Genomic DNA, 24,932 nt, shown 5'->3' with positions numbered 1-24,932 from the left:
AACCGCCACCATCGCCCCGGCAACCGTCGCCGCCACCCACCCGCACGGCTTCCTCTCCCCGACCGGCGTCGAGATCGCCTTCCTCCTCGTCGGCCTGGTCACCTTCGGCGCGGCCCTCGTCACCGTCACCACCAAGCAGCTGGTGCACGCCGCCCTGTGGCTCGTGGTGGCCCTCGGGGGCCTGGCCGTCGAATACCTCCTGCTCACCGCCGAGTTCATCGCCTGGGTGCAGGTCCTCATCTATGTCGGTTCCGTCGTCGTTCTCCTTCTCTTCGGTCTGATGCTCACGAAGGCCCCCATCGGCCGCTCCCCGGACGCCGACTCCGGCAACCGGTGGGCCGCCCTCGCCGTGGCCGGCGCCGCCGCGGCGGCCCTGGTGTGGGTCGTCGTCGACGCCTTCCGCGCGACCTGGATGGACCTGGACGGCCCGGCCGCCGGCTCGACCGCGGTGACCGGCGCGAGCCTGTTCCAGAACTGGGTCCTCCCTTTCGAGGCCCTCTCCGTCCTTCTCCTCGCGGCCCTGGTCGGCGCGATCGTCCTGTCCCGCAAAGCGAAGGCGGAGTCGAGCTCTCCCCCTGTGAACTCTCGGCCAGCGACCGGTAGTTCCCCATCCGTGCCGGATTCCCGTAATCACACGTTCGGGCGAAATGGCCGGCTTCAAGGCAACGGTCCGACCGAGCGGAACACGGGGCCGGACACCGAGCGGAACACGGAGCCGGGCACCGAGCGCAACACCCCGTCGGAGCAGAACAACCCCGCCGAGCAGAAGGGAGCCCGCTGATGCACCTCGCCTATCCCGCCGTGCTCTCCGCCCTCCTCTTCTGCACGGGCATCTACGGCGTCCTCGCCCGCCGCAACGCGATCCTCGTCCTGATGTCGGTCGAGCTGATGCTCAACGCCGTCAACCTGAACCTGGTCGCCTTCGACGTCTGGCTCAGCAGGACCGCCGAGGACAAGCTGCACTCCGGCCAGGCCCTGACCCTGTTCACCATCGCCATCGCCGCCGCCGAGATCGGCATCGGCCTGGCGATCGTCCTCGCCGTATACCGGGGCCGCGGCACCTCGGACATCGACAAGCTCCGCGACACCGCCGAGGGCCACGAATCCGACGGCCCGGACGGGTCGGACAGCGACGCCGCCGACGGCGACGGCACCGAGCCCCCCGCGGCCGAGAAGGCTGAGGCCACCGCGTGACCACGACCACCCTCGCCGTCCTCGTCCCCCTCCTCCCGTTCCTGGGCGCCGCGGCCGGACTGCTCCTGGGCCGCACCGCCCCCGGCTTCGTCCGCCCGCTCGCCGTGCTGCCGACGCTCGCCGCGCTCGCGCTGGCCGCGGTCGTCGCCGTACGCCAGGGCGGCGGCGCGGCCATCGACTCGGCCACCGAACTCACGCCCACCGGCTCGGTCCCCGTCGAACTCGCCCTGCACATCGACGGCTTCGCCGCTCTCGTCGCCGTCCTGGTCGGCTTCGTCGCCACCTGCGTGCAGATCTACTCGACGGGCTACCTGCGCGACGACCCGCGCTACCCCTCGTACGCCGCCCTCGTCTCCCTCTTCACCTCCGCGATGCTCCTCGTCGTCTACTCCGGCGACCTGATCGTGCTGCTGGTCGGCTGGGAAGTCATGGGCATCTGCTCCTACTTCCTCGTCGGCCACTACTGGGAGACCCCGGAGGCCCGCGCCGCCTCCATCAAGGCCTTCCTCGTCACCAAACTCGGCGATGTCCCCTTCCTGATCGGCCTGTTCGCGCTCGCCACCGACGCCGGGTCCTTCCGCATCACCAAGGTCCTCGGCACCGTCGCGAGCGGCGACCTGCACCATCCGACGCTGATCGCCCTGCTGCTCCTGGCCGGTGTGGCGGGCAAGTCGGCGCAGTTCCCGCTGCACACCTGGCTCCCCGACGCGATGGCCGGCCCCACTCCCGTCTCCGCGCTGATCCACGCCGCGACGATGGTCGCCGCCGGTGTCTACTTCGTCGCCCGGCTCCTTCCGGTCTTCGAGGCCTCCTCGGCCGCGATGGTCGTCCTCGCCGTCATGGCCGCCGTGACGATGGCCGGTTCGGGCCTCGCCGCGCTCGCCCAGGACGACATCAAGCGTGTCCTCGCCTACTCGACGATCGGCCAACTCGGTTACATGACCGGAGCCCTCGCCGTCGGCGACCGCGGTGCCGCCGTCTTCCACCTCCTGTCCCACGGCGCCTTCAAGGCGCTGCTCTTCCTCGCGGCCGGCGTGATCATCCACGCCTCCGGCACCAACTCGCTGGCCGCCATGTCCCGCATGGGCAACCTGCGCGCCCGTGTCCCCGACGCCTTCTGGACGATGACCGTGGCGCTCCTCGCGCTCGCCGCGATCCCGCCCTTCAGCGGCTTCTTCTCCAAGGAGTCCGTCCTCGGCGCCGCCGAACACGCGGCCACCGAGCACACCTCGCACATCCCCGGCGCCGCGGGCTGGATCGTCCTCGTCGCCGGCCTGCTCGCGGCCCTGCTCACCGCCGCGTACGCCACGCGCCTGTGGCTGCTCGCTTTCAACGGCCGGGGAGTTGAAGCACCCGACCACGGCAGGCAGCCCGTCGCGATGAACGCCGTGCTGTGGGTGCTCGCCGTCCCGTCCCTCGCCCTCGGCGGGCTCGCCTACCGCGTGCTGCCCGACTGGTTCGACGGCCGCGACCTCACCCCGACGCTCACCACATCCGTACTCGGTACGGGTGTCGCGCTCGCCGGCGGCATCCTCACCTACGGCGCCTGGCGGCACACCACCGCGCTCGCGGCCCGCGCACCGATGGGTGCGGTCGCGGCCCACCCGGAGGGCGATGCCGGACTCGTCGAGGCCGAGGCCATCGCGAGCCACACCGCCGCCTACGGAGACGTGGCCTCGGCACCCGACCCGGGGGACCCGGGCCGCCTCCTGCTCGGCCCGCTGCACCGCCACGCGGCCTCCGGCTTCCACCTGGACGCCGTCTACGGGGCGCTGTTCGTCCGCCCGGTGATGGCGGCGGCGAGTCTCGTCCGGTTCCTCGACCGCGAGGTCGTCGACACCTACGTAGGCGGCGCGGGCACCCTGCCCCGCCTGCTCGGAGCCGCCGTACGGCGCGCCCAGACCGGCAATCTGCAGACCTATGTGAGCGCGCTGCTCGCCGGCACCGTCGTCCTGACGGTCGCCGTCCTCCTCGTCGCCACGGGAGCGTGAGCAGGCGTGATCGATATCAACGAGTCCGTGATGCAGGTCCTTCTGGCGTTCGTCGTCGTGGGCCCGCTCCTCGGCGCCGTCGCCGCCCTGCTGCCCGCCCCGCCCGGGCTGAAGGGGAAGTCGCCCGAGCAGGCCGTCCTACGGCACGGCGTCACCGTGACCGGCGTGATCCTCATCGCCGCGATCGTCCTCGCGCTCGGCTTCGACCACGACCATCCGTCGAAGATGCAGGCCACGACCGACATCAGCTGGATCCCCGCACTCGACGTGCGCATCCACCTCGGCATCGACGGCATCTCCCTCCCCCTCCTGGTCCTGACCGCGCTGCTGACCTTCCTCTGCGCGCTCTACTCCTACTTCAAGCAGCAACATCAGCGGCTGACGCCGCGGGCAGCGGGCCCGTCCCCGAAGGCGTTCGTCGCCCTGCTGCTCGTCCTGGAGTCCGGCACCCTCGCCACCTTCGCCGTCCTCGACCTGATCCTCTTCTTCCTCGCCTTCGAGACCGTCCTCATCCCGATGTACTTCCTCATCGCCCGCTGGGGTGGTGCCCAACGGACCCGGGCCGCGTGGAAGTTCATCCTCTTCACCCTGCTCGGTTCCGTCGTCATGCTGCTCGGCCTGCTCCTGATCGGAATCAAGGCGGGCACATTCGACATGGTGGCACTCGCCACTGACAACGGCCGGTCGCTGACCACATCCGTGCAGGTCATCGCCGTTCTGGCGGTCGGGATCGGGCTCGCGGTGAAGACGCCGATGTGGCCGCTGCACAGCTGGCTGCCCGACGCGCACACCGCCGCCCCGACCGTCGGCTCGGTCCTGCTGGCCGGCGTCCTGCTGAAGATGGGCACGTACGGGTTCGTCCGCATCCTGCTGCCGATCGCACCCGACGGCATGCACACCTTCGCGCCCTACCTAGCCGCTTTCGCCGTCGTCGGGATCATCTACGGCTCCCTGGCCTGCCTCGCCCTCGCCAAGCAGGGCGCGAAGGGTGACCTCAAACGCCTCATCGCCTACTCCTCCGTCGGCCACATGGGCTTCGTCCTGCTCGGCATCTCGACGATGACCCCGACCGGCGTGAACGGCGCGCTGTTCGCCAACATCGCCCACGGCCTCATCACCGGCCTGCTCTTCTTCCTCGTCGGCGCCCTCAAGGACCGCACGGGCACGACGGACCTCGACAGCCTCGCCAAGGAGACGGGTGCGGCCCTCTACGGCAAGGCCCCGCGCCTCGGCGGACTGCTCGCCTTCGCCGCCGTCGCCTCGCTCGGACTGCCCGGACTCGCCGGATTCTGGGGCGAGATGCTGACGCTGTTCGGCGCGTTCAAACCCGCCGCCGGCCTCAGCCGCCCGGCCTTCCTCACCTTCATGGCCATCGCCGCCTTCGGCACCCTGCTGACCGCCGCGTACATGCTCGCCGTGGTCCGCCGCGTCTGCATGGGGGCCGTGGCGCAGGAGGCGCCGAAACTCGCCGACGTCCAGACGTACGAGTTCGCGGCCTGGACCCCGCTCGTCGCCCTCACCGTCGCCGCCGGCCTGTGGCCGAAGGCACTCCTCGGCCTGACCGACCCGGCCGTGCAGCAGCTCCTCGCAGGAGGCACCCGATGAGCTCCCTGGCCCAGCCTCTCGCGGAGTCGATGGTCCAGTCCGTCGACTGGCTCGCGATCGCACCGCCCACCATCACGGCGGTCGTCGGCCTGGTGGTCCTCGTCGCCGACCTGTTCCTCCAGGAGGCCCGAAAAGCACTCCTGGGCTGGGTGTCGGTCGCGGGACTGGCGGCCTCGGCCCTGATGCTGCTGCCCCTCCTGGACGGCGACCGCGCCACCTTCTGCCTCACCGGAGACGCGACCGCCTGCAGCTATACGGCGGACCGCTTCACCCTGGTCATCCAGTTCCTGGTCCTCGGCGGCGCCCTCCTCGCGGCCCTCCTGTCGATCACCACCCTGAAGGATGCCGACAAGGGACTCCCCGAAGGGGAGTACTGGTTCCTGCTCCTCTCCTCCGCCGCGGGCGCAGCCCTCCTGCCCGCCTCCCGCGACCTCGCGACCCTGATCGTCGCCCTGGAGGTCGCCTCCCTGCCCGCCTTCGCCCTCGTAGGCATCCGGCACGGCGACAGGAAGTCCGCCGAAGCGGCCCTCAAGTTCTTCCTGTCGTCGGTCACCGCGACCGCGGTCAGCCTCATGGGCGTCAGCTTCGTCTACGCCACCACAGGCACCCTGTACTTGACCCGGATCGCCGACCGCATCCAGCACGTCGACGGCCAGTTCCACACCCTCGCCCAGACAGGCGTCGTCCTCACCCTCGTCGGCTTCGCCTTCAAGACGGCCGCCGTCCCCTTCCACTTCTGGGTACCCGACACCTACGTAGGAGCGCCCCTCCCGATCGCCGCCTACTTGTCGGTCGTCGGCAAGGCGGTCGGCTTCTCCGGCCTGATCCTCGTCACCGTCGTCGCCTTCCCGTCGTACGCCGACGTGTGGGGCCCGGCGCTCGCCGCACTGGCCGCCCTCACCATGACGGTCGGCAACCTGGGCGCCCTGCACCAACAGGCCACGCGCGCGTACAGCGCGGTACGGCTGCTCGCCTGGTCCTCCGTCGGTCAGGCCGGCTACCTCCTCGTACCGATCGCCGCCGCCGCGTACTCCAAGGACGCCCAGAAGTCGATCGGCTCCACCGTCGCCTACGCCCTCATGTACGCCGCCGTGAACCTCGGTGCCTTCGCGGTGGCCGCCCTGGTGGGCCGTAACAGGGCCCTCAACCGCATCAGCGACTACCGCGGCCTGTACGCGTCGAACCCCCTGGCCGCCCTCCTCCTGGCCTTCTTCCTGCTGTGCCTCGCCGGACTGCCGCCGGGCGTCATCGGGCTCTTCGCGAAGGTCACCGTGTTCTCGGCGGCCGTCGACGCGGGCCTGGGCTGGCTGGCCGTCGTCATGGCCGTCAACGTGGTGATCGCGCTCTTCTACTACCTCCAGTGGACGGCCCTGCTGTTCCGCGCCCCCGAGGGCGAGCACGCCAAACACCGCGTCCCCGCGCCCCTCACCGCCGCGCTCGCTCTCACCGGCGCCCTCGGGATCGCCCTCTCCGGAGCACCCCAGTTGGTCCTGCGCTTCGCCGGCACCGGACTCTTCTGAGCCACCGGCGCATACCACCGTCCTCACCCGGACGGCCCACCCCCGGCGCCGTACGCACAAGGGAACTAGAGCCCCCCGCCTGGCGTTGACCAGTACGGGAGGGTCCACTGGACGTGGCACCACGACACCAGTGGCATCAGAGATCAGCAAGCAAAGGGTTCCCCTGCTGCACGATTTGGAGGGCGTACCGTGCACCGCCGGCACAACGGGCTCAGGACCGCAGTTCTCCTCGGGGGACTGTCCGCACTCATCATCGTCATCGGCAGCTTCTTCGGCCGCACGGGGCTCGTCGTAGCGGTCGTGATCGCGCTGGGCACGAACGCGTACGCGTACTGGAACAGCGACAAACTGGCGCTACGCGCGATGCGCGCCCGCCCGGTGAGCGAGTTCGAGGCCCCCGCCCTGTACCGCATGGTCCGCGAGCTCTCCACGCAGGCCCGCCAGCCCATGCCGCGCCTGTACATCTCGCCCACGGAGGCACCCAACGCCTTCGCGACGGGCCGCAACCCGCGCAACGCCGCCGTGTGCTGCACGGAAGGCATCCTGCGCATCCTGGACGAGCGCGAGCTGCGCGGAGTCATCGGCCACGAGCTGAGCCATGTCTACAACCGCGACATCCTGATCTCGTCGGTCGCCGGCGCCCTCGCCTCGGTGATCATGTTCCTGGTCAACTTCGCCTGGCTGATCCCTGTCGGCCGCTCGAACGACGACGACGGCCCCGGCATCCTGGGCATGCTGATGATCATGATCCTGGGGCCCCTCGCGGCCAGCCTCATCCAGTTGGCCATCAGTCGCTCCAGGGAGTACGAGGCCGACGCCTCCGGCGCCCAGCTCACCGGAGACCCCCTCGCCCTCGCGAGCGCCCTGCGCAAGCTCGACGCCGGCACCAAGCAGCTCCCGCTGCCTCCGGAGCCCCGCATCGAGACCGCGAGCCACATGATGATCGCGAACCCCTTCCGCCCGGGCCAGGGACTCTCCAAGATGTTCTCGACACACCCGCCGATGGCGGAGCGCATCGCCCGGCTCGAGAAGATGGCAGGTCGCCCCCAGTGAAAACCATCCTGAACGTCATTTGGCTCGTCCTGAGCGGCTTCTGGCTGTTCCTCGGGTACCTCTTCGCGGGCGCGCTGCTGTGCATCACCATTATCGGCATCCCCTTCGGTATCGCAGCCTTCCGTATCGGCGTCTACGCCCTGTGGCCCTTCGGGTACACGACGGTCGAGCGCCGGGACGCGGGCGCGCCCTCCTGCGTCGGCAACGTCCTGTGGCTGGTCCTCGCGGGCTGGTGGCTGGCCCTCGCGCACATCGTCACCGGCATCGCGATGTGCATCACGATCATCGGCATCCCGTTCGGCATCGCCAACTTCAAGCTGATCCCGGTCTCGCTGTTCCCCCTGGGCCGCGAGATCGTGCCCACGGACCAGCCGTTCGCCACCCGCTGACGGCGGGCAGTGGTGGGGGCGCCGAAGTACGTCCTGCTGTCGTACGACGAAGGGGCCGAGTCCACCGGCGAGCACGGCTACGAGCAGACCTGGGCCCTGTGCCAGGACGCCGCCGACCTCTTCGCCGACCCGTCCCCACCCACGCGGGAGACGTACGAACTGCTCGGCTGCGCACCCGAGGGCGGGTTGCGCACGGCCCTCGCACGCGCGCGTGCCGACGGTTCGGCGCCGCTCGGCCGCCTCACCCTGGAGACCCTCGACAAGGCCGGCGGGGGAGAGGGCGAGTGGTGGCTGGAGGACGTACGCGTCGTCGGTGACCGCCCTTGCGCGCGTGACCTGTCGTTGAGAGACGTCACCGTCGAGGGCAGACCGTCCGACGACAACCTCTACGACTATCCGCAGTGCCCGCCCCTGTCCCCGGGCTACCGGATGCTGGGCGCGGACGGGGAACCATGGGGCGGCTGCCGGGACTTGGCCCACATCCAGGAGGACCGTCCCGAGCCGCTGGAGCCTCCCCTCCACCTGTTGGGCTGCTCCCCGCGCGGCGCGCTGCGAGCGGCACTGGACGGCGGGGAAGAGGATCTCGGCCACGCCAAGGTGGTCCGTATCGACTCGTCAGGTCGGCCCGTACAGCCCGCCGTCGAGGGCGAGTTACGGGCCTGGATCCCGTCCGCGCGCGGCCCGGGCCTGGTCGATCTCACCCTCGACCCCTGGTCGGAACGGCCACCGCTCGCGGCCCGGGAGGTATGGGACCTGTGGGGTGAGGGCCGCCCCACCGAGCCCGGCCGCTGGGCAGGCTGTGCCGCCGACGGCCGCCGATTCTGGTTGGACACGGCCCTGGCGAACCACACCCACACCACCCCGGACCGGCCCCCGGGCACCACTTACCACCTCGACGGCAGACACATCACCGACCCGCCCGGCTTCTTCTGCGCCCTCGGCGAGGCGGTCAACGGACCTGCCGGATACCTCGGTTGGGGCCTGGACGCCCTGAACGACTGCCTGCGCGGCAGCTGGGGAGCCACCACGCCCTTCACCCTCGTCTGGCACGACGCCACTGTCGCCCGCACCTGTCTCGGCGTCAGCCCGCAAACCTGCCGGCGCCCGCCGACGTTCGAGGACCTGCTCGCCTTCCTCGCCGAGAGGCATGTCGACGTCCGCCTGGCCTGACCGTCCCTCACCGAGCCACCCCGCCAGGCTCGCTGCCTGCAGCTTTTCCACAACCGCCGGGTTGTCCACAGGCCGCCCCGATTGTCAGTGGCGCGCGGCACGATGAAGCCATGACCGAGAACGAGCAGCGACTGCTGGCACGAGTGGCGACCGAGGCACGCAACACCCGCCCATGGGGCTGGACTTCACTCCCCGCCCCTGTGGACGAGTCCACGGTGACCCGCGCCGAGGCCGCCCTGGGCTTCAACCTGCCCCCACTGCTCGCCGCGCTCTACCTGCGGATAGGAGACGGCGGATTCGGCCCGGACTACGGCCTGTTGCCCCTGCTCGACGACCCGCCCGCCGGCGAGCCCGCCGCCGTCACGCAGTACCTCGCCAACCGCGAGAGCGGACACGAGGACCCCGACTGGCCCTGGCCCGAGGGAGTCCTGCCGATATCCCACTGGGGCTGCGCGATGTACGCGTGCGTGGACTGCCGAACCCCGCAGGCCACCGTCCTGCTCTACGAGCCGAACGCCGACGAAGCGGACCACGCGTGGTACGTGGACGCGCCCAGCCTCGCCGAGTGGCTCCAGGGCTGGCTCGACGGCACGGGTTGGTACGCGGAGGACGAAGGCGACGCCGAGCCGAAGCCGTGGCCCGACTTCCGCGTCCGTACGACGGCAGAGGGATCCTGAGCACTCCCCGGCGCGGATGACCTCCCAGGCACCACCTCGCGGACGCCTGCAACCACCACACGCGTCCGTGACGTCCTGTTCATCGACACGGCGCAACATGCAGCCACAGGCCGTGCGCAAGGACCTACGAACACAGCCTGTCCGGACGGAATTCACAGCTCCGGATCAGTGCGAGCACAGCGTGGAAGGGCAGGTTCACGGCATGGGCATCATCAGCTGGATCATCCTGGGACTGTTGGCCGGAGCCATCGCCAAATTCCTGCTGCCGGGCCGCGACCCGGGCGGCTTCATCGGTACGACCGTCATCGGCGTCGCGGGCGCGTTCATCGGCGGCTGGATATCGGCCCGTTGGCTGGACCACCCGGTCGCCAAGAACTTCTACGACGGCGCCACCTGGGCCTCCGCGATAGGCGGCGCGCTCGTCCTCCTGATCGCCTACCGCATCCTGTTCGGCAACTCGCGCAACTAGGACCTCTCGGGCCGGACAGGTCCTCGCGCGCCCCCGTGCCGCAGCCAGCAGGCGAGAAGGGTGGGTACCGACACGGGTGCCCACCCTTCCTCGTACTCCTTCGTACCCGCGCGCGGCGGACGCGCGAAGTGCCGTTCTACCGGTAGTTCACGAACTGCAGCGCGAAGTCGAAGTCCTTGCCCTTGAGCAGGGCCTGCACGGCCTGAAGGTCGTCGCGGCTCTTCGAGCTGACCCGCAGCTCGTCGCCCTGCACCTGGGCCTTCACGCCCTTGGGACCCTCGTCACGAATGATCTTCGCCACCTTCTTCGCGTTGTCCTGGGAGATGCCCTCCTCGATCGACGCGAAGATCTTGTACTCCTTGCCGGAGAGCTGAGGCTCACCGGCGTCCAGCGCCTTCAGCGAGATGCCGCGCTTGATCAGCTTGGACTGGAAGACGTCGAGGACCGCCTTGACCCGCTCCTCGGAGTTCGCCTCCATGAGGATCTTCTCGGCGGACCACGAGATCGAGGCACCCACGCCCTTGAAGTCGTAGCGCTGCGAGATCTCCTTGGCGGCCTGGTTGAGGGCGTTGTCGACCTCCTGCCGCTCGACCTTCGAGACGATGTCGAAACTGGAGTCGGCCATGTCCTGTGGCTCCTTGTATCGGGGTGCGTATCGATGCGTGTCTCTGCGTATCGGCGTGCGTGGGGACAGCCGCCGAGCCCGGTGTAGGCCCCGGGCCGCATCCGCATAAGCCTAGCCACCCCTCCCCTCTGAACGCCGATCTATCGGGTGGCGAAGCACCCCTGTGCATCGGGTATCGTTTACGTCGTTGCCACGGAGCACCGCCGAAAAGCGGTTCGAGGGGCAGCAAACCCGGCGGTGTGCCCGAGTGGCCAAAGGGAGCAGACTGTAAATCTGCCGGCTTAGCCTACCCAGGTTCGAACCCTGGCGCCGCCACACGACCGAAAGGGTCTGTGATCAGCAGCAATGCTGATCACAGACCCTTTCGTCGTTCCCAGGGCATTCCATGGCGTCGCAGCACCCTGCCGCCAGCCTTGAGGGCCGTCACCTCGAACGTCTGTGTCGGCCGGATCCCCCTCGGCACCAGCGGTACGTCCACCAAGCCGCTGCTTGAGCTGCACTACCGGTCGAGCGGCGACATCGTCCTCGGCACGGAGAACTCGCCGTCCGGAGGACAGCCCCCGCACACCGTCGGCAACGTGCCGGTCGGCAGGGCATGGAGCTACACGATCGGCGTCTCGGGCGGAAACGTCTCTCATGGCTGAGCGAGCCCCGGCAGCCGACGCGGTCTGCGGCGGGGCAGACTGAGCCCATGTCGTCGCGCCGCAGAAGCTGCCCCGAGTGCCGTCGCGAAATCGCCGTCGTGGCCGGACGGTTCGCGCGGCACGACCCGCCCGGCGCGCGACAGAGCGGGGAACTCGTGTCGTGCGCCGGGTCCCGCAGGCAGGCCGAACTCGGGGCGGCGCAGCCCGCGTTGGACGGATACGCGGTACCGGATTTCCCCGGGCAGATGCCGCTGTTCTAGACGGTGGCGGTAGGACGTTCCAGGCAGTGGCAGTACGTCAACGTCCGGCGGCGAACCTCAGTTCCCCGCCACCGACTTCACCGCCACCGACACCGGCGCGGTTCCGCCGATCAGTTCGAGTGTCAGACCGGCCGTCGCCGGCGTCTCCACCAACTCCGCGAGTACGGCGGCCACGTCGTCGCGCGGGATCGAGCCGAGACCGGTGTGTGCTTCCAGCCGGACCAGACCGGTGCCGGCGCCGTTCGTGAGCGAACCGGGGCGCAGGATCGTCCAGTCCAGGGCACTCAAGCCGCGTACGTACGCGTCGGCCTCGCCCTTGGCCCGCAGATACACGTCGAACACGCCGTCCCCGCCGTGCGCCGGATCCGCGCCCATCGAGGACACGACGACATGGCGCCGTACGCCCGCCAGGACCGCCGCGTCGGCGAACAGCACCGCCGAACCCCGGTCCACCGTGTCCTTGCGCGCCGTGCCGCTGCCCGGGCCCGCGCCCGCCGCGAAGACCGCCGCGTCGGCGCCCCGCAGCAGCGCCGCGACCTCCTCGACCGAGGCCGACTCCAGGTCGAGCACGAGCGGTTCGGCACCGGCCGCCCGTAGATCCTCGCTCTGTCCGGCGTTGCGGATGATGCCCGCGACCTCGTCACCGCGCGCGGCGAGCAGGCGCTCCAGCCGCAGCGCGATCTGACCATGACCTCCAGCGATGACAATGCGCATGCCTTCGACCGTACGCCCGGACGGCCGCACGCGCCGCATGACTTCAGCCGCGTCCCAGCAGCACGCGTCCACGGCGCACGCGCCGGGCACGCGAACACGAGCCCCAGCGCCTCAGGCGTACGCCCCGGCGCGGGAACGGCGGCTCACGACAACTCGCCCCGTCCCTGCCGCGGCAGCCCCAACTCCGAGCCCGCCGCCGTGTTGCAGTACTCCCGCACCGCGCTCGTCCGTGCCACCACGCGCCCCCGGTGCACCACGATCCGGCTGTACGCCAGCGAGAGCGCGCCCGCGAGGCGGTCGCCGCGCACCGCGAGCAGTTCGGCCGGAAACCCCGCCTCGACCCGCACCTCGGGCAGGCCGAGCGCCGCGCGTGCCGACGAACTCACCGTGTCGTACGCGTCCTCGGGCCGCATCCCGTGTCGCGAGGCCAGTAGGTAGGCCGCCTCCAAGGGGTCCCCGCGGCCCACGGGGTTGGACACGTCACGGAGGGCGCCGCTGCCCGCCGCCACCTGGACGCCGGCGGAGCGCAGCAGTCGTACGGGAGCCGTGCCCCGTCGGTCGACGCCGCCGCAGCCGCCCTGCGGCAGGCACACCACCGTCACGCCGGCCGCCGCCAGTTGGTCCGCGATCCGCGTGACCGTGTCCGCGGGCAGCCGTCCCAGACCGCCGCACGGGCCGAGCGTCACCCCGGGGCGCATCCCGCCCGCGACCGCCGCCAGCCGGGCGAGACGGGTCGGGTCGGCGGCATCCGTGTGCAGATCCACCGGGCAGCCGTGCTCGGACGCGACCTCCAGGACCGCCTCCACGTACCCCGTCGGATCGGGGTCCAGATCTGGACAACCGCCCACTACGGAGGCACCCATTTTCAGCGCGTCCCGCAGTATCGCGAGCCCGTCAGCCCCCGCCACTCCGGTCAGCAGCCGAGGCATCGCCACCGCCGTCAACTCCGCCAGCCCCCGCAGCGCCCGCCGCGCCTGCAGTACGGCGGCCAAGGCACCCAAACCCTGAACGTCCCCCACGCGCACGTGTGCCCGCTGTGCCGTGGCCCCGTGCCCGAGTTGCAGCAGGGCGGCCTCGGTGGCGCGGCGCTGGACGTCGTCGGGGTCGTAGGAGACCGGTCCGCCGTTCTCGGCCGACAGGGCGGTGTCACTGTGCGTGTGCGGCTCGGCCGGGGCCGGGAGGAGGAGGTAGCCGCTGAGGTCCACCCGCGACCCGCACGCGCGTGTGGCGTCCGTCGCCAGACTGCCGGCCGTGCCGACCGCCTCGATGCGCCCGCCGCCCAGCCGCACGTCCACGGTCCTGCCGTCGGTCAGCCGGGCCCCGCACAACAGGAGCGCGGCCGGGTCGGCCGGTCCCGACGAGCCTGAGGAACCCGACGGACCAGACGACGAGTGGGACGGCTGGGGCTGGCTGTCGGGCATCGCGCTCCAGGGGATCGGGGCTTCGCGGGCTCGGCTTCGGGGCTCAGGACTGGGGCTGCGCAAAGGGGCGCAAGATCACGCAGAGTGAGTCGAGCCTAGGGCGGTGATCCGCTCGCGGCCGGGAGGAGCGCAATAGTCGTACCGGTGTGGTCCGCCGTGCGGGAGGGGCTCCTGAGGCCGCTGGGAGGGCCGCCGAAGGGGCTGGAGCCGTGCCGCGAAACGGATTTGGGTGAACGGCGGCGGAGCGTGTAATGTCTTCATCGCTCGCCCCAATAGCTCAGTCGGTAGAGCGTCTCCATGGTAAGGAGAAGGTCTACGGTTCGATTCCGTATTGGGGCTCTGGTGTGAGAGGTTCCTACCGCAAGGTGGGAACCGATCCCATCACAGCGGTGTAGCTCAGTCGGTAGAGCAAGCGGCTCATAATCGCTGTGTCACCGGTTCAAGTCCGGTCACCGCTACTGACAGTAGCCGATTGTGGGGTCGGTCCTTCGATCGGCTACTCTGTTATGCGTTCATAGTCCCATCCGTTCGTCAAGGAGCACTCCTGTGGCTGCCACCGACGTCCGCCCGAAGATCACGCTGGCCTGCGTGGAGTGCAAGGAGCGGAACTACATCACCAAGAAGAACCGGCGTAACAACCCGGACCGACTGGAGATGAAGAAGCACTGCCCGCGTTGCAATGCGCACACCGCGCATCGCGAAACGCGATAAGTATCAGGCTCGTACACGAGGCCGTCCCCGCATGTTGGGGGCGGCCTCGTGTCGTTTATCAGAAGAAGTAAGCATCAGGAGGTGCCGAGGCATGGCGCTCGACCAGTCCTTCGTAGGGCGGTCCTACCCGCCCACCGACCCCTATGAGGTGGGCCGGGAGAAGATCCGTGAGTTCGCGGAGGCGGTGGGGGACGCCAACCCGGCATACACGGACCCGGAGGCCGCCAAGGCGCTCGGTCACCCCGATGTGATCGCCCCCCCGACCTTCGTCTTCTCCATCACCTTCAAGGCCGCGGGACAGGTCGTCCAGGACCCGCAGCTCGGCCTCGACTACAGCCGGGTCGTGCACGGCGACCAGAAGTTCTTCTACGTCCGCCCCGTGCGCGCCGGTGACCGCCTCACGGTCACCTCCACGATCGAGGCGATCAAGTCCATGGCGGGCAACGACATCCTGGACATCCGCGGCGAGGTCCACGACGAGGCGGGCGAGCACGTCGTGACCGCCTGGACCAAGCTCGTGGCCCGCGCGGCGGAGGAGAGCTGACATGACGGCGAAGATCGCGTACGACGACATCGAGGTCGGCACCGAGCTGCCCGCCCAGGCCTTCCCCGTGACCCGCGCGGCCCTCGTCCAGTACGCGGGCGCCTCCGGGGACTTCAACCCGATCCACTGGAACGAGAAGTTCGCCAAGGAGGTCGGGCTCCCGGACGTCATCGCGCACGGCATGTTCACCATGGCCGAGGCGATCCGCGTGGTCACCGACTGGGCCGGCGACCCGGGCGCGGTCGTCGAGTACGGCGTCCGCTTCACCAAGCCCGTCGTCGTCCCGAACGACGACCGGGGCGCGACCGTCGAGGTCAGCGCCAAGGTCGCGGCCAAGCTCGACGACAACACGGTCCGCGTCGACCTCGTGGCGACCAGCGCCGGGCAGAAGGTGCTGGGGATGTCACGGGCGGTCGTACGGCTGGCCTGAGCGGTCGGACATCGGCCGGGGTGAGTTGCGGTAAGGGGCGTCTGCCATTGCGGGTGCCCCTTACCTATGGGCCGGTGAACCCCGCACCCGTCGCCGGTCAGTGAGCCGGGCGTCCGACCTCCCGGACCCACACGGGAAACGGCGCGTCGTCCGACTCGGGCAGATCCGCGGCGAGGAAGGTCTCGACGATGGGCGCGAGATCGTACGAGGGCCGGTAGCGTCCGCCGAACGGCAATTCGGTCACCGGCAGTGACGCCGTCGAGCAACGGAGGTGGCCCGACTGTGTGTCGTGCCACACGTAGAACGTCGCGACTCCCTGGAAGTCCAGTTCGCGGATCCGGGACCGGATGGCTTCGGCGGTGCGCTCGACGGCGGTCACCACAGCGGCGACGGAGGGGGCGTGCCTGTCGCCCGGCTCAGGGCCCAACCGCCAGGTGTTGGTGTGCAACTCCGTACTCCGGTCGGCCGGGTTCAGTATCAGCGGCTCGTCCGCCAGCTCCGCGATCCAGGTCAGCAGCACGGGAGCAGTATCCCGGCCGCCGCTCCGGAACCCCATCGACCCACCCCTTGACGTAGTTAGTGATTGAGTACTAACTTTCTCGCATGGTCAGGATGAGCGCAGAGGAGAGGCGCGAGAGCGTCATCCGCGCGGCGATCGCCGAGTTCGCGCAGCGGGGGTACTACGGCACCTCCACCGAGGCGATCGCCAAGCGGGTCGGGGTCTCGCAGCCGTATCTCTTCCGGCTCTTTCCGGGCAAGAAGGCGATCTTCGCCGCCGCCTCGCTGCGGTGTGTCGGCGACGTGTGCCAGGTGCTGGAGAAGGCGTGCAAGGGGCTGGAGGGCGAAGAGGCCCTGCACGCCATGGCCAACGCCTATGTGCAGCTCATCACGGAGTATCCCGAGAAGCTCCAGATGCAGATGCAGACGTACATCACGGTGGCCGCCGCCGAGGCGGAGGGCGACCACGAGTTCGGCGAGGCCGTGCGGAAGGGCTGGATGAGGCTCTGGGACGTCGTGCATGTGCCCCTGGGGGCGGATGTGGACCAGACCACGACCTTCCTGGCGTACGGAATGCTGATCAACACTCTTGCGGCCATGGGTTTTCCGCCCCAGCACCGGGTCTGGGAGGGGTTGTACCCGGAGGCCCGTGTCACCGGTCGGCTGGAGAAGTCATAGGCGCCGGCAAGAGGCGGATTCTGCGCCTTTTCGTGAGCGCGAAAGTTAGTCATCGATAACTAATCGCCAGTAGCGATCACCCACTGGGGGAGCGATGTCAGAACAGACCGCACCGCGCGGGGGCATGGTCTGGGCCCTCGTCATCACCAGCGTCGCCGGATTCATGGCGGCCCTCGACAACCTCGTCGTCACCACCGCCCTGCCGTCCATCCGCAAGGACCTCGGGGGAGCGCTGGGCGACCTGGAATGGACCGTGAGCGCCTACACGCTCACCTTCGCCGTCCTGCTCATGTTCGGCGCGGCGCTCGGCGACCGGTTCGGCCGCCGTCGGCTCTTCCTCGTCGGCATCACCGTCTTCACCGGCGCCTCCGCCGCCGCGGCCATGGCGCCCGGCATCGAGTCCCTGATCGCGGCCCGCGCGGTCCAGGGCGTCGGCGCGGCGATCATGATGCCGCTGACACTGACCCTGCTGACGGCGGCCGTACCCGCCGCCAAGCGCGGGATGGCGTACGGCATATGGGGCGCGGTGAACGGACTCGCCGTCGCCTCAGGACCGCTCATCGGCGGCAGCCTCACCGAGCACATCTCCTGGCACTGGATCTTCTGGCTGAACGTCCCGCTCGGTCTGGCCCTGCTCCCGCTCGCCCGACTGCGCCTCTCCGAGTCGCACGGCACCGGCGCCCCGCTCGACATCCCCGGCACCCTGCTCGCCAGCGGCGGCCTCTTCGGCATCGTCTACGGCCTGGTCCGCGGGCCCGCCGACGGGTGGACCAGTTCGCTCGTCCTCGCCGGTCTGTTCGCGGGCGGCGCGCTGTTCGCTGGCTTCGTCCTCTACAGCGTCAACGCCAAGAACCCCATGCTCCCGATGCGCCTGTTCCGCTCCCGCGCCTTCTCCGGGATCAACGCCGCGAGCCTGCTGATGTTCCTCGGGATGTTCGGTTCGATCTTCCTGCTCAGCCAGTACATGCAGGGCGTCCTCGGCTACTCGCCCACCGAGGCGGGCCTGCGGATGCTCCCCTGGACCGGTATGCCGATGCTCGTCGCCCCCATCGCCGGGATCCTGTCCGACCGCATCGGCGGCCGCCCGGTCGTCGCCAGCGGCCTCTTCCTGCAGGCCGCCGGCCTCGGCTACATGTCCTACGTCGTCACCACCGACGTCTCCTACGCCGCCCAGCTGCCCGGCCTGATCCTCAGTGGCATCGGCATGGCCCTGTTCTTCGCGCCGGCCTCCAACCTGGTCATGTCCAGCGTCCGCCCGCAGGAACAGGGCATCGCCTCCGGCGCCAACAACGCGCTCCGCGAGGTCGGCGGCGCCCTCGGCATCGCCGTCATGGCGTCCATCTTCTCGGCCCAGGGCGGCTACCAGACCGCCCAGACCTTCGTCGACGGCCTGAAGCCCGCGCTGGTCACCGGCGCGGCGGTGGTCGCCCTCGCCGGGGTCGCGACCCTGCTGATCCCGACGAGGCGCCGGGCGGCGCAGCTCGCGGCGGTGGGCGGCGCCGCTGAGTCGGCGGAGGGTGCGGAGCCGACGGGGAGCGCGGATTCGGCCGGGGGTTCCGGGTCCGACCCGGTGCTGGAGGCTGCGAGCCGCTGAGCCGAACATCCGGCACGCACGCGTGGGGTCCCGCCATCGCTGGTGGGGCCCCACGCGCGTGTGCGCCTTCGCCGGTGGTGGGCGTCTGTCCGGGGAGCGTCTGCTCAGGGTGGACATCCGCTCAGGGTGGACGCGGCACCCGCGTCCCGCGTATCCGCACCCCGCGCGATCGGCAGTGCCCTGCGCTGAACGCGTGCTCCGTGCCGGACGCGTACCACCCGGTGGGTGCCGCCCGCGCCCTCGGTACCGAACGCCTGCCTCGTACCGCTCCACCCCGCCCTACGCTCAGCCCCCGCACGCACACCCGCCCACCCCGCTCACCCACACCAAAAGCAGACGCGCCCCACCCCACCCCGCCCGGCGTTGTCAGTCCCGTCTCGTACTCTTGGCCCCGTGCAGGAACTCCACGACGCTCCCCTCGCCCCCCTCACCACCTTCCGGTTGGGCGGGCCCGCCGCCCGGCTGGTCACCGCGAGCACCGATGCCGAGGTGATCGACGCCGTGCGTGAGGCCGATGACGCCGGGACGCCCTTGCTGGTGATCGGGGGCGGGTCGAACCTGGTCATCGGGGACAAGGGATTCGACGGCACCGCCCTGCGGATCGCCACGCGCGGCTTCGAACTCGACGGCACGCGGCTGGAGTTGGCGGCCGGTGAGGTGTGGACCGATGCCGTCGCTCGCACCGTGGAGGCCGGGCTCGCCGGGATCGAGTGCCTCGCCGGGATTCCCGGATCGGCGGGCGCGACCCCGATCCAGAACGTGGGGGCGTACGGCCAGGAGGTCTCCGCCACCATCACCGAGGTGATCGCCTACGACCGTACGACCCGCGAGACGGTCGCCCTCACCAACGAGGAGTGCGCCTTCTCGTACCGGCACAGCCGCTTCAAGGCCGACCCCGAGCGCTATGTCGTGCTGCGTGTCCGGTTCGAGTTGGAGGACGCGGACGGGCTTTCGGCGCCGGTCAAGTACGCCGAGACGGCCCGTGTGCTCGGTGTCGAGCCCGGTGACCGGGTGCCGCTCGCGCGGGCCCGTGAGACCGTGCTCGGGCTGCGTGCGGGCAAGGGCATGGTCCTGGACCCCGAGGATCACGACACCTGGTCGGCCGGTTCCTTCTTCACCAACCCGATCCTCACCGACGCGCAGTTCACCGCGTTCCACGCGCGCGTGAAGGAGCGCCTCGGCGAGGGCGCGGAGCCGCCCGCGTACCCGGCGGGGGAGGGCCACACCAAGACCTCCGCCGCCTGGCTGATCGACAAGGCCGGCTTCACCAAGGGGTACGGCGGCGGGCCCGCCCGCATCTCCACCAAGCACACCCTCGCCCTCACCAACCGCGGCGAGGCGACCACCGAGGACCTGCTCACCCTGGCCCGCGAAGTCGTCGCCGGGGTCCACGACACCTTCGGGGTCACCCTGGTCAACGAACCGGTGACGGTCGGCGTCAGCCTCTGATCGCCCCCTCCGGAGGGCCTCAATAGGCCACCCCCACCCCCTGCTTCACCGTCCGGGGATCCTCGGTCATCGCCAGCATCGCGTGGGCGACATCGGCCCGCGCGATGAACCGGCCCTTGTCGGGGAAGCCGCCCACGACCGTGCGGTACGTGCCGGTCACCGGCTTGTTCTGGAGGCGTGGCGGGCGGACCGACGTCCAGTCGGTGGTGCTGCGGGCCAGTTCGGCCTCCATCTCCCGCAGGTCGGCGTAGACGTCCTTCAGGAGCGCCGAGATCAGCCCGCGCGCGGTGCGGTCGAGGAACCCGGCGCCCTCCGCGTCCGGGCCGACCGGACCGGCGCTCACCACCAGCACCCGGCGCACGCCCTCCGCCTCCATGGCGGCCAGAACCGTCCGGGTGAGCCGGGTCGCGACCCCCGCGTCCTTGCGGCTGCGGGCGCCGAGCCCGGACAGGACCGCGTCCCGGCCCGCGACCGCCGGGCACAGAGCCTCGGGGTCGGTGAGGTCCGCGCGCACCAGCTCCAGGCCCTCGCCCCGCACGGTCAGCCGCGCCGGATCCCGGACGACCGCCGTCACCTGGTGGCCCGAGGCCAGCGCCTGGCGGACGATCTCCTGGCCGATGCCTCCCGTGGCACCGAAGACAGTGAGTTTCATGGCCTACTCCTACGCCTGTCGCGAGGTGGGTGAGCGTTCACTCACCCCTGTCTCCCTCTAGAGTGAGTAAGTACTCACCCACCCGTCAAGCCCGCACGGAACCGGTCATGGAATCCTTGGACCCCATGCAGCAGAAACAGGCCGCGGAGCCCGCCGCGCAGAAGCCCGCCCGGGTCCGCATCCTCGACGCCGCCCACGAGTTGATGCTCACCGTCGGTCTGTCCCGGGCGACCACCAAGGAGATCGCCAAGGCGGCCGGCTGCTCCGAAGCCGCGCTCTACAAGTACTTCGCGAGCAAGGAGGAGCTGTTCATCCACGTCCTCGCGGAACGGCTGCCCCAGCTGAGCCCGCTGCTGCGCAGCCTCGCCGCCGAGCCAGGACAGCACTCCCTGGAGGACAACCTCACCGAGATCGCCCGCCAGGCGGCCCTTTTCTACGAGCAGAGCTTCCCGATCGCGGCCTCCCTGTACGCCGAGACCCAGCTCAAGCGCCGCCACGACGAGGCGCTGCGACAACTCGGCTCCGGCCCCCACAAGCCGATCGAGGGCCTGGACGCCTATCTCCGTGCCGAACAGACCGCCGGCCGCGTCCGCCCCGACGTGGACACCTTCGCCGCCGCGTCACTCCTCCTCGGCGCCTGCGCACAGCGCGTGTTCGCCTACGAGGCGACGGAGACCGGCGTACGCCCGCCCGTGGACGAGTTCGCGCCACGCATCGCCCGGACCCTGCTGGGCGGAATCTCCGTTGCCGAGGCCCCCTCCTGACCGCGACCCTTGCCGTATGAGGCATCCCGAATGGAGCTGAGACTCCGCCAGTTCAGACCCAGGACCGGCCCGCACGAACACCGTGTCGTCCAGCCCGCGCAACCCCTGCGCCACACCTCACTGCGCGACCCGGCGTCGTACGGGATGCTCATGGGGGACCATGACGGGCTGAACCGGCTGGCCGGGCTCTTCTCGTTCGCCGCGTACTCCCGGCACACCATCGTGCACATCCCGCTGCGCGAGAGCGTGCCGCCCGACGAGGGGTGCGGGGAACTGGTCGATCTGGTGCTGGCCCGCCCGGAGACGGGGCTGCGGCCCTCCCAATGGCCTGAACTGCGGCGGGCGTTGGGGCGCGGCACACCGCTCACCGTCCGCACGGACGAGGCGCGTACCGAGCTGCACGCGCGCGCGTGGCGGGAGCGGCCGTACGACCGCGGGCTGTTGCGGCACACGACGCACGCGCGCACGTACTTCCTCATCGGCGGCCGTGATGTCCTCGCCGGCGCGGCGACGGAGTTCGCCTACGCGGCCGGCTGGGGGCCGCGGGAGAAGCGGGTCGTCGAGGGGCAGGCGGCGTGCGTGACCTGTCTGCACCACGAACTGGTGCCCCCAAGGGGCGGCCTGCGCCACCCCGAGCTCGCGATCTGCTTCAAGCCGTATCCGCCCTACGCGCACTTCAAGCGACCGGGGCGCTGAGCCAGTCGTCGATGCCGGACAGGAGCTTGGTCTTCATGTCCTCCGGCGCCGCCGATCCCCGTACCGACTGCCGGGCCAGTTCGGCCAGTTCGCGGTCCGAGAAGCCGTGGTATTGGCGGGCGATCTCGTACTGGGCCGCCAGCCGGGAGCCGAAGAGGAGGGGGTCGTCGGCGCCGAGCGCCAGGGGCACACCCGCTTCGAAGAGGGTCCGTAGCGGTACGTCCTCGGGCTTCTCGTAGACGCCCAGCGCCACGTTCGACGCCGGGCACACCTCGCAGGTGATGCCCCGGTCCGCGAGCCGCTTCATCAGCCGCGGGTCCTCGGCCGCGCGCACCCCGTGGCCGACCCGGGTCGCGTGGAGGTCGTCCAGGCAGTCCCGCACCGAGGCCGGGCCCGCCAGCTCGCCGCCGTGCGGGGCCGACAGCAGGCCGCCCTCCTGGGCGATCGCGAAGGCCCGGTCGAAGTCCCGTGCCATACCCCGGCGTTCGTCGTTCGAGAGGCCGAAACCGACCACGCCCTGGTCCGCGTACCGCACGGCCAGCCGCGCCAGTGTGCGGGCGTCCAACGGGTGCTTCATCCGGTTCGCGGCCACCAGCACCCGCATCCCGAGCCCCGTCTCGCGGGAGGTCGTCTCCACCGCGTCCAGGATGACCTCCAGCGCCGGGATCAGCCCGCCCAGGCGGGGCGCGTACGACGTCGGGTCCACCTGGATCTCCAGCCAGCCCGAGCCGTCCCTGACGTCCTCCTCGGCGGCCTCGCGCACCAGCCGCTGGATGTCCTCGGGTTCCCGCAGGCACGACCGCGCCGCGTCGTACAGCCGCTGGAAACGGAACCAGCCCCGCTCGTCCGTCGCCCGCAGCTTCGGCGGCTCCCCGCTGGTCAGCGCCTCGGTCAGGGCGTCGGGCAACCGCACGCCGTACTTGTCGGCCAGCTCCAGCACGGTGGCCGGCCGCATCGACCCGGTGAAGTGCAGGTGCAGATGGGCTTTCGGCAGTTCAGAGACATCACGTACACGCTCCATCCGGGAATCCTGCCGTACGTTCCCTCCGTGCCGGTACCACTTTCCCCGATAGTGGTCTTGCTCGCACAAAGCAGCGGGCCGCCTCCCCGGAGGGAAACGGCCCGCACGCACGCGTGGAGGTACGAAAACGTCAGTCCGTGGCCTCCGCCAGCAGCTTCTGGATGCGGCTGACGCCCTCGACGAGGTCCTCGTCACCCAGGGCGTACGACAGCCGCAGATACCCGGGGGTGCCGAAGGCCTCGCCCGGGACGACCGCGACCTCGGCCTCCTCCAGGATCAGCGCGGCCAGCTCGACCGAGTCCTGCGGGCGCCTGCCGCGGATCTCCTTGCCGAGCAGCGCCTTCACCGACGGGTACACGTAGAACGCGCCCTCGGGTACCGGGCACAGCACGCCGTCGATCTCGTTCAGCATGTGCACGATCGTCTTCCGGCGGCGGTCGAAGGCCTCGCCCATCTTCGCCACGGCCTCCAGGTCACCGGAGACGGCGGCCAGAGCGGCGACCTGCGCCACGTTTGAGACGTTCGAGGTGGCGTGCGACTGGAGGTTGGTCGCGGCCTTGACGACATCCTTCGGGCCGATGATCCAGCCCACCCGCCAGCCGGTCATCGCGTACGTCTTGGCGACGCCGTTGACGACGATGCACTTGTCGCGCAGCTCCGGCAGGATCGCGGGCAGCGAGGTGAACTTGGCGTCGCCGTAGACCAGGTGCTCGTAGATCTCGTCGGTCATGACCCACAGGCCGTGCTCGACGGCCCAGCGGCCGATCGCCTCGGCGTCGGCCTCGCTGTAGACGGCGCCGGTCGGGTTGGACGGCGAGACGAAGAGGACGACCTTGGTGTTCTCGGTGCGGGCCGCCTCCAACTGCTCGACGGTGACGCGGTAACCGGTCGTCTCGTCGGCGACGACGTCCACCGGGACACCGCCCGCGAGCCGGATCGACTCCGGGTACGTCGTCCAGTACGGCGCCGGGACGATGACCTCGTCGCCCGGGTCGAGGATCGCGGCGAAGGCCTCGTAGATGGCCTGCTTGCCGCCGTTGGTGACCAGGATCTGCGAGGCGTCCACCTCGTAGCCCGAGTCGCGCAGCGTCTTCGCGGCGATCGCGGCCTTCAGCTCCGGCAGGCCGCCGGCCGGTGTGTAGCGGTGGTACTTGGGGTTCGAGCAGGCCTCGATCGCGGCCTGCACGATGTAGTCCGGGGTCGGGAAGTCCGGTTCACCCGCGCCGAAGCCGATCACCGGACGCCCGGCGGCCTTGAGGGCCTTGGCCTTGGCGTCCACGGCGAGGGTGGCGGACTCGGAGATCGCGCCGACTCGGGCGGAGACCCGGCGCTCGGTGGGAGGGGTTGAGGCGCTCATGGGCCCATCGTTTCAGACCGGAAACCCGCCCGGCACACCGGTTTCACAGACTGAACAGGATCGGGAAGGCACTGAACAACCGTCCGGTTTTCCGCCCAGGCCTGGGCGATCTTCCTCCGGCAATCCCCGTACAGGCACTTTCTGTTCGACGACCGGCCCCGGAGCACGTACACTCCTAGCTCGTTGGCCTTCAACAGCCGCGCCCTACTTGGTGCACACCGAGCACTCGGGCGGATGCGGTACGTTGGAGAACGTCACAAAGGGTCGTAGCTCAATTGGTAGAGCACCGGTCTCCAAAACCGGCGGTTGGGGGTTCAAGTCCCTCCGGCCCTGCTACACACACCTTCGCCAGGATGTGTGCGCAGCGCATGTTTACACAGCAATGCACCGCCGTGCGGCTCAGACCGGGCGCGGCACGGCCACGACCCGGGAACAGGTGAGGACGAATGGCGGACGCCGTGGGCTCCATCGACATGCCTGATGCCCAGGACGAGGTGTCGGAGTCCAAGAAGAAGGCCCGCAAGGGTGGCAAGCGCGCCAAGAAGGGCCCGCTGAAGCGCCTCGGCATCTTCTACCGCCAGATCGTCGCGGAGCTCCGCAAGGTCGTCTGGCCGACGCGCAACCAGCTCACGACGTACACGACGGTCGTGATCTTCTTCGTCCTCATCATGATCGGTCTGGTGACCGTGATTGACTATGGACTCAATCACGCCGCGAAGTACGTCTTCGGCTGAGGCCGGAAGCGAAGGGCGCCCTGACCGGCGCCCCTTTCGCGTGTTCCACCCCCATGTATCCAGGAAGAAGCA

Annotated in this window: 28 protein-coding genes and 4 tRNA genes; 25 read left to right on the top strand and 7 right to left on the bottom strand. The window is 70.2% G+C overall.

The window, feature by feature from the left end; genetic code table 11:
* Positions 1 to 10: 10 nt before the first annotated feature.
* From ACIQBL_RS39700 to ACIQBL_RS39655, 10 genes are all read left to right on the top strand, one after another.
* Positions 11 to 781 carry an NADH-quinone oxidoreductase subunit J gene (locus tag ACIQBL_RS39700; protein ID WP_401951659.1) on the top strand — a complete coding sequence of 257 codons (771 nt, stop codon included), beginning with the start codon at positions 11 to 13 and terminating at the stop codon, positions 779 to 781.
* A complete protein-coding gene (gene nuoK / locus ACIQBL_RS39695) occupies positions 781 to 1,194 on the top strand; it encodes an NADH-quinone oxidoreductase subunit NuoK (protein WP_401951406.1) in 414 nt (137 codons plus the stop codon). Before ACIQBL_RS39700 ends, nuoK begins: the two co-directional genes overlap by 1 nt.
* Positions 1,191 to 3,185, top strand: coding sequence for an NADH-quinone oxidoreductase subunit L (locus ACIQBL_RS39690; RefSeq protein WP_401951404.1), 1,995 nt, complete (start codon positions 1,191 to 1,193; stop codon positions 3,183 to 3,185). The genes nuoK and ACIQBL_RS39690 overlap by 4 nt, the downstream gene beginning before the upstream one ends.
* 6 nt (positions 3,186 to 3,191) lie before the next feature.
* The gene (locus ACIQBL_RS39685; protein ID WP_401951401.1) at positions 3,192 to 4,790 is read left to right on the top strand and encodes a NuoM family protein; all 1,599 of its coding nucleotides are present in this window, start codon (positions 3,192 to 3,194) and stop codon (positions 4,788 to 4,790) included.
* Entirely contained in the window at positions 4,787 to 6,310 is a 1,524-nt protein-coding gene (locus ACIQBL_RS39680; RefSeq protein ID WP_401951399.1) for an NADH-quinone oxidoreductase subunit N, read from the top strand. Before ACIQBL_RS39685 ends, ACIQBL_RS39680 begins: the two co-directional genes overlap by 4 nt.
* Positions 6,311 to 6,499: 189 nt before the next feature.
* Positions 6,500 to 7,363 (top strand): zinc metalloprotease HtpX, encoded by an 864-nt coding sequence (htpX, locus tag ACIQBL_RS39675; RefSeq protein ID WP_401951396.1) that lies wholly within the window; start codon positions 6,500 to 6,502, stop codon positions 7,361 to 7,363.
* Positions 7,360 to 7,752 (top strand): YccF domain-containing protein, encoded by a 393-nt coding sequence (locus tag ACIQBL_RS39670; RefSeq protein WP_366489084.1) that lies wholly within the window; start codon positions 7,360 to 7,362, stop codon positions 7,750 to 7,752. The genes htpX and ACIQBL_RS39670 overlap by 4 nt, the downstream gene beginning before the upstream one ends.
* A 12-nt stretch (positions 7,753 to 7,764) precedes the next feature.
* Entirely contained in the window at positions 7,765 to 8,922 is a 1,158-nt protein-coding gene (locus ACIQBL_RS39665; protein WP_401951392.1) for a barstar family protein, read from the top strand.
* A 110-nt stretch (positions 8,923 to 9,032) separates the two neighbouring features.
* A complete protein-coding gene (locus tag ACIQBL_RS39660; protein WP_401951389.1) occupies positions 9,033 to 9,599 on the top strand; it encodes an SMI1/KNR4 family protein in 567 nt (188 codons plus the stop codon).
* 202 nt (positions 9,600 to 9,801) lie between these two features.
* Positions 9,802 to 10,068: a GlsB/YeaQ/YmgE family stress response membrane protein gene (locus ACIQBL_RS39655; RefSeq protein ID WP_401951386.1), complete on the top strand. Its 267-nt coding sequence runs from the start codon at positions 9,802 to 9,804 to the stop codon at positions 10,066 to 10,068.
* Positions 10,069 to 10,204: 136 nt separating this feature from the next.
* Here ACIQBL_RS39655 and ACIQBL_RS39650 read toward each other — a convergent pair whose 3' ends face one another.
* On the bottom strand, positions 10,205 to 10,693 hold the full coding sequence (locus tag ACIQBL_RS39650) for a YajQ family cyclic di-GMP-binding protein (RefSeq protein ID WP_401951384.1): 489 nt from the start codon (positions 10,691 to 10,693) through the stop codon (positions 10,205 to 10,207).
* Between the two features lie 233 nt (positions 10,694 to 10,926).
* On the opposite strand from ACIQBL_RS39650, the gene ACIQBL_RS39645 reads away from it, so the two are divergent.
* The 3 genes from ACIQBL_RS39645 (at position 10,927) to ACIQBL_RS39635 (ending at position 11,597) form a co-directional block, all read left to right on the top strand.
* Positions 10,927 to 11,008, top strand: a tRNA-Tyr gene (locus ACIQBL_RS39645).
* Between the two features lie 98 nt (positions 11,009 to 11,106).
* Positions 11,107 to 11,337 (top strand): polysaccharide lyase family 7 protein, encoded by a 231-nt coding sequence (locus tag ACIQBL_RS39640; protein WP_401951382.1) that lies wholly within the window; start codon positions 11,107 to 11,109, stop codon positions 11,335 to 11,337.
* 47 nt (positions 11,338 to 11,384) lie between these two features.
* Positions 11,385 to 11,597, top strand: a complete 213-nt coding sequence (locus ACIQBL_RS39635) for a hypothetical protein (protein WP_401951379.1) — start codon at positions 11,385 to 11,387, stop codon at positions 11,595 to 11,597.
* A gap of 57 nt (positions 11,598 to 11,654) precedes the next feature.
* Here the strand turns inward: ACIQBL_RS39635 and ACIQBL_RS39630 are convergent, their stop codons facing one another.
* Both ACIQBL_RS39630 and ACIQBL_RS39625 read right to left on the bottom strand, forming a co-directional pair.
* On the bottom strand, positions 11,655 to 12,311 hold the full coding sequence (locus ACIQBL_RS39630) for an NAD(P)H-binding protein (RefSeq protein ID WP_401951377.1): 657 nt from the start codon (positions 12,309 to 12,311) through the stop codon (positions 11,655 to 11,657).
* A gap of 143 nt (positions 12,312 to 12,454) precedes the next feature.
* Positions 12,455 to 13,732 (bottom strand): amidohydrolase family protein, encoded by a 1,278-nt coding sequence (locus tag ACIQBL_RS39625; RefSeq protein WP_401951374.1) that lies wholly within the window; start codon positions 13,730 to 13,732, stop codon positions 12,455 to 12,457.
* 266 nt (positions 13,733 to 13,998) lie between these two features.
* On the opposite strand from ACIQBL_RS39625, the gene ACIQBL_RS39620 reads away from it, so the two are divergent.
* From ACIQBL_RS39620 to ACIQBL_RS39600, 5 genes are all read left to right on the top strand, one after another.
* A tRNA-Thr gene (locus tag ACIQBL_RS39620) sits at positions 13,999 to 14,071 on the top strand.
* Between the two features lie 46 nt (positions 14,072 to 14,117).
* A tRNA-Met gene (locus ACIQBL_RS39615) sits at positions 14,118 to 14,190 on the top strand.
* Positions 14,191 to 14,278: 88 nt separating this feature from the next.
* Positions 14,279 to 14,443 carry a 50S ribosomal protein L33 gene (gene rpmG / locus ACIQBL_RS39610; protein WP_003948671.1) on the top strand — a complete coding sequence of 55 codons (165 nt, stop codon included), beginning with the start codon at positions 14,279 to 14,281 and terminating at the stop codon, positions 14,441 to 14,443.
* 91 nt (positions 14,444 to 14,534) lie between these two features.
* Entirely contained in the window at positions 14,535 to 14,987 is a 453-nt protein-coding gene (locus tag ACIQBL_RS39605; RefSeq protein WP_401951371.1) for a MaoC family dehydratase N-terminal domain-containing protein, read from the top strand.
* A gap of 1 nt (position 14,988) precedes the next feature.
* Positions 14,989 to 15,417 (top strand): MaoC family dehydratase, encoded by a 429-nt coding sequence (locus ACIQBL_RS39600; RefSeq protein WP_401951368.1) that lies wholly within the window; start codon positions 14,989 to 14,991, stop codon positions 15,415 to 15,417.
* A 97-nt stretch (positions 15,418 to 15,514) separates the two neighbouring features.
* Here the strand turns inward: ACIQBL_RS39600 and ACIQBL_RS39595 are convergent, their stop codons facing one another.
* Positions 15,515 to 15,973 carry a hypothetical protein gene (locus ACIQBL_RS39595; protein ID WP_401951366.1) on the bottom strand — a complete coding sequence of 153 codons (459 nt, stop codon included), beginning with the start codon at positions 15,971 to 15,973 and terminating at the stop codon, positions 15,515 to 15,517.
* Between the two features lie 47 nt (positions 15,974 to 16,020).
* Here ACIQBL_RS39595 and ACIQBL_RS39590 point away from each other — a divergent pair, with 47 nt between their 5' ends.
* The 3 genes from ACIQBL_RS39590 (at position 16,021) to ACIQBL_RS39580 (ending at position 19,636) form a co-directional block, all read left to right on the top strand.
* On the top strand, positions 16,021 to 16,593 hold the full coding sequence (locus ACIQBL_RS39590; RefSeq protein ID WP_401951363.1) for a TetR/AcrR family transcriptional regulator: 573 nt from the start codon (positions 16,021 to 16,023) through the stop codon (positions 16,591 to 16,593).
* 94 nt (positions 16,594 to 16,687) lie between these two features.
* Positions 16,688 to 18,187 carry a DHA2 family efflux MFS transporter permease subunit gene (locus ACIQBL_RS39585; protein ID WP_401951361.1) on the top strand — a complete coding sequence of 500 codons (1,500 nt, stop codon included), beginning with the start codon at positions 16,688 to 16,690 and terminating at the stop codon, positions 18,185 to 18,187.
* A 393-nt stretch (positions 18,188 to 18,580) separates the two neighbouring features.
* Positions 18,581 to 19,636 (top strand): UDP-N-acetylmuramate dehydrogenase, encoded by a 1,056-nt coding sequence (locus ACIQBL_RS39580; protein ID WP_401951359.1) that lies wholly within the window; start codon positions 18,581 to 18,583, stop codon positions 19,634 to 19,636.
* 19 nt (positions 19,637 to 19,655) lie between these two features.
* On the opposite strand, the gene ACIQBL_RS39575 is transcribed toward ACIQBL_RS39580, so the two are convergent.
* Positions 19,656 to 20,288: an NAD(P)-dependent oxidoreductase gene (locus ACIQBL_RS39575; RefSeq protein ID WP_401951356.1), complete on the bottom strand. Its 633-nt coding sequence runs from the start codon at positions 20,286 to 20,288 to the stop codon at positions 19,656 to 19,658.
* A 125-nt stretch (positions 20,289 to 20,413) separates the two neighbouring features.
* Between ACIQBL_RS39575 and ACIQBL_RS39570 the strand changes: the two genes are divergently transcribed.
* Positions 20,414 to 21,052: a TetR/AcrR family transcriptional regulator gene (locus tag ACIQBL_RS39570; protein ID WP_401951656.1), complete on the top strand. Its 639-nt coding sequence runs from the start codon at positions 20,414 to 20,416 to the stop codon at positions 21,050 to 21,052.
* 30 nt (positions 21,053 to 21,082) lie between these two features.
* On the top strand, positions 21,083 to 21,748 hold the full coding sequence (locus ACIQBL_RS39565) for a hypothetical protein (protein WP_401951353.1): 666 nt from the start codon (positions 21,083 to 21,085) through the stop codon (positions 21,746 to 21,748).
* On the opposite strand, the gene ACIQBL_RS39560 is transcribed toward ACIQBL_RS39565, so the two are convergent.
* Positions 21,729 to 22,769, bottom strand: a complete 1,041-nt coding sequence (locus ACIQBL_RS39560; RefSeq protein ID WP_401951350.1) for an adenosine deaminase — start codon at positions 22,767 to 22,769, stop codon at positions 21,729 to 21,731. The genes ACIQBL_RS39565 and ACIQBL_RS39560 overlap by 20 nt on opposite strands.
* Positions 22,770 to 22,899: 130 nt before the next feature.
* Positions 22,900 to 24,126: a pyridoxal phosphate-dependent aminotransferase gene (locus tag ACIQBL_RS39555; RefSeq protein ID WP_401951347.1), complete on the bottom strand. Its 1,227-nt coding sequence runs from the start codon at positions 24,124 to 24,126 to the stop codon at positions 22,900 to 22,902.
* Positions 24,127 to 24,386: 260 nt separating this feature from the next.
* Here ACIQBL_RS39555 and ACIQBL_RS39550 point away from each other — a divergent pair.
* Positions 24,387 to 24,459: transfer RNA gene (locus ACIQBL_RS39550), tRNA-Trp, on the top strand.
* Between the two features lie 113 nt (positions 24,460 to 24,572).
* A complete protein-coding gene (gene secE / locus ACIQBL_RS39545; protein ID WP_043682763.1) occupies positions 24,573 to 24,860 on the top strand; it encodes a preprotein translocase subunit SecE in 288 nt (95 codons plus the stop codon).
* Positions 24,861 to 24,932 lie beyond the last annotated feature (72 nt).

Source organism: Streptomyces sp. NPDC088350 (genome assembly GCF_044753545.1).
In the GTDB taxonomy this organism is placed as follows: Bacteria; Actinomycetota; Actinomycetes; order Streptomycetales; family Streptomycetaceae; genus Streptomyces.
This window is presented reverse-complemented; position numbering and strand designations above follow the sequence as displayed.

Bases quoted from the DNA above. Each gene is read 5' to 3' on its own strand.
- nuoK (WP_401951406.1), top strand. From the start codon at position 781: ATGCACCTCGCCTATCCCGCCGTGCTCTCCGCCCTCCTCTTCTGCACG.
- ACIQBL_RS39630 (WP_401951377.1), bottom strand. From the start codon at position 12,311: ATGCGCATTGTCATCGCTGGAGGTCATGGTCAGATCGCGCTGCGGCTG.
- ACIQBL_RS39680 (WP_401951399.1), top strand. From the start codon at position 4,787: ATGAGCTCCCTGGCCCAGCCTCTCGCGGAGTCGATGGTCCAGTCCGTC.
- secE (WP_043682763.1), top strand. From the start codon at position 24,573: ATGGCGGACGCCGTGGGCTCCATCGACATGCCTGATGCCCAGGACGAG.
- ACIQBL_RS39655 (WP_401951386.1), top strand. From the start codon at position 9,802: ATGGGCATCATCAGCTGGATCATCCTGGGACTGTTGGCCGGAGCCATC.
- ACIQBL_RS39600 (WP_401951368.1), top strand. From the start codon at position 14,989: ATGACGGCGAAGATCGCGTACGACGACATCGAGGTCGGCACCGAGCTG.
- ACIQBL_RS39570 (WP_401951656.1), top strand. From the start codon at position 20,414: ATGCAGCAGAAACAGGCCGCGGAGCCCGCCGCGCAGAAGCCCGCCCGG.
- ACIQBL_RS39595 (WP_401951366.1), bottom strand. From the start codon at position 15,973: ATGGGGTTCCGGAGCGGCGGCCGGGATACTGCTCCCGTGCTGCTGACC.
- ACIQBL_RS39650 (WP_401951384.1), bottom strand. From the start codon at position 10,693: ATGGCCGACTCCAGTTTCGACATCGTCTCGAAGGTCGAGCGGCAGGAG.
- ACIQBL_RS39585 (WP_401951361.1), top strand. From the start codon at position 16,688: ATGTCAGAACAGACCGCACCGCGCGGGGGCATGGTCTGGGCCCTCGTC.
- ACIQBL_RS39635 (WP_401951379.1), top strand. From the start codon at position 11,385: ATGTCGTCGCGCCGCAGAAGCTGCCCCGAGTGCCGTCGCGAAATCGCC.
- ACIQBL_RS39660 (WP_401951389.1), top strand. From the start codon at position 9,033: ATGACCGAGAACGAGCAGCGACTGCTGGCACGAGTGGCGACCGAGGCA.
- ACIQBL_RS39590 (WP_401951363.1), top strand. From the start codon at position 16,021: ATGGTCAGGATGAGCGCAGAGGAGAGGCGCGAGAGCGTCATCCGCGCG.
- ACIQBL_RS39605 (WP_401951371.1), top strand. From the start codon at position 14,535: ATGGCGCTCGACCAGTCCTTCGTAGGGCGGTCCTACCCGCCCACCGAC.
- ACIQBL_RS39625 (WP_401951374.1), bottom strand. From the start codon at position 13,732: ATGCCCGACAGCCAGCCCCAGCCGTCCCACTCGTCGTCTGGTCCGTCG.
- ACIQBL_RS39560 (WP_401951350.1), bottom strand. From the start codon at position 22,769: ATGGAGCGTGTACGTGATGTCTCTGAACTGCCGAAAGCCCATCTGCAC.
- ACIQBL_RS39555 (WP_401951347.1), bottom strand. From the start codon at position 24,126: ATGAGCGCCTCAACCCCTCCCACCGAGCGCCGGGTCTCCGCCCGAGTC.
- ACIQBL_RS39565 (WP_401951353.1), top strand. From the start codon at position 21,083: ATGGAGCTGAGACTCCGCCAGTTCAGACCCAGGACCGGCCCGCACGAA.
- ACIQBL_RS39575 (WP_401951356.1), bottom strand. From the start codon at position 20,288: ATGAAACTCACTGTCTTCGGTGCCACGGGAGGCATCGGCCAGGAGATC.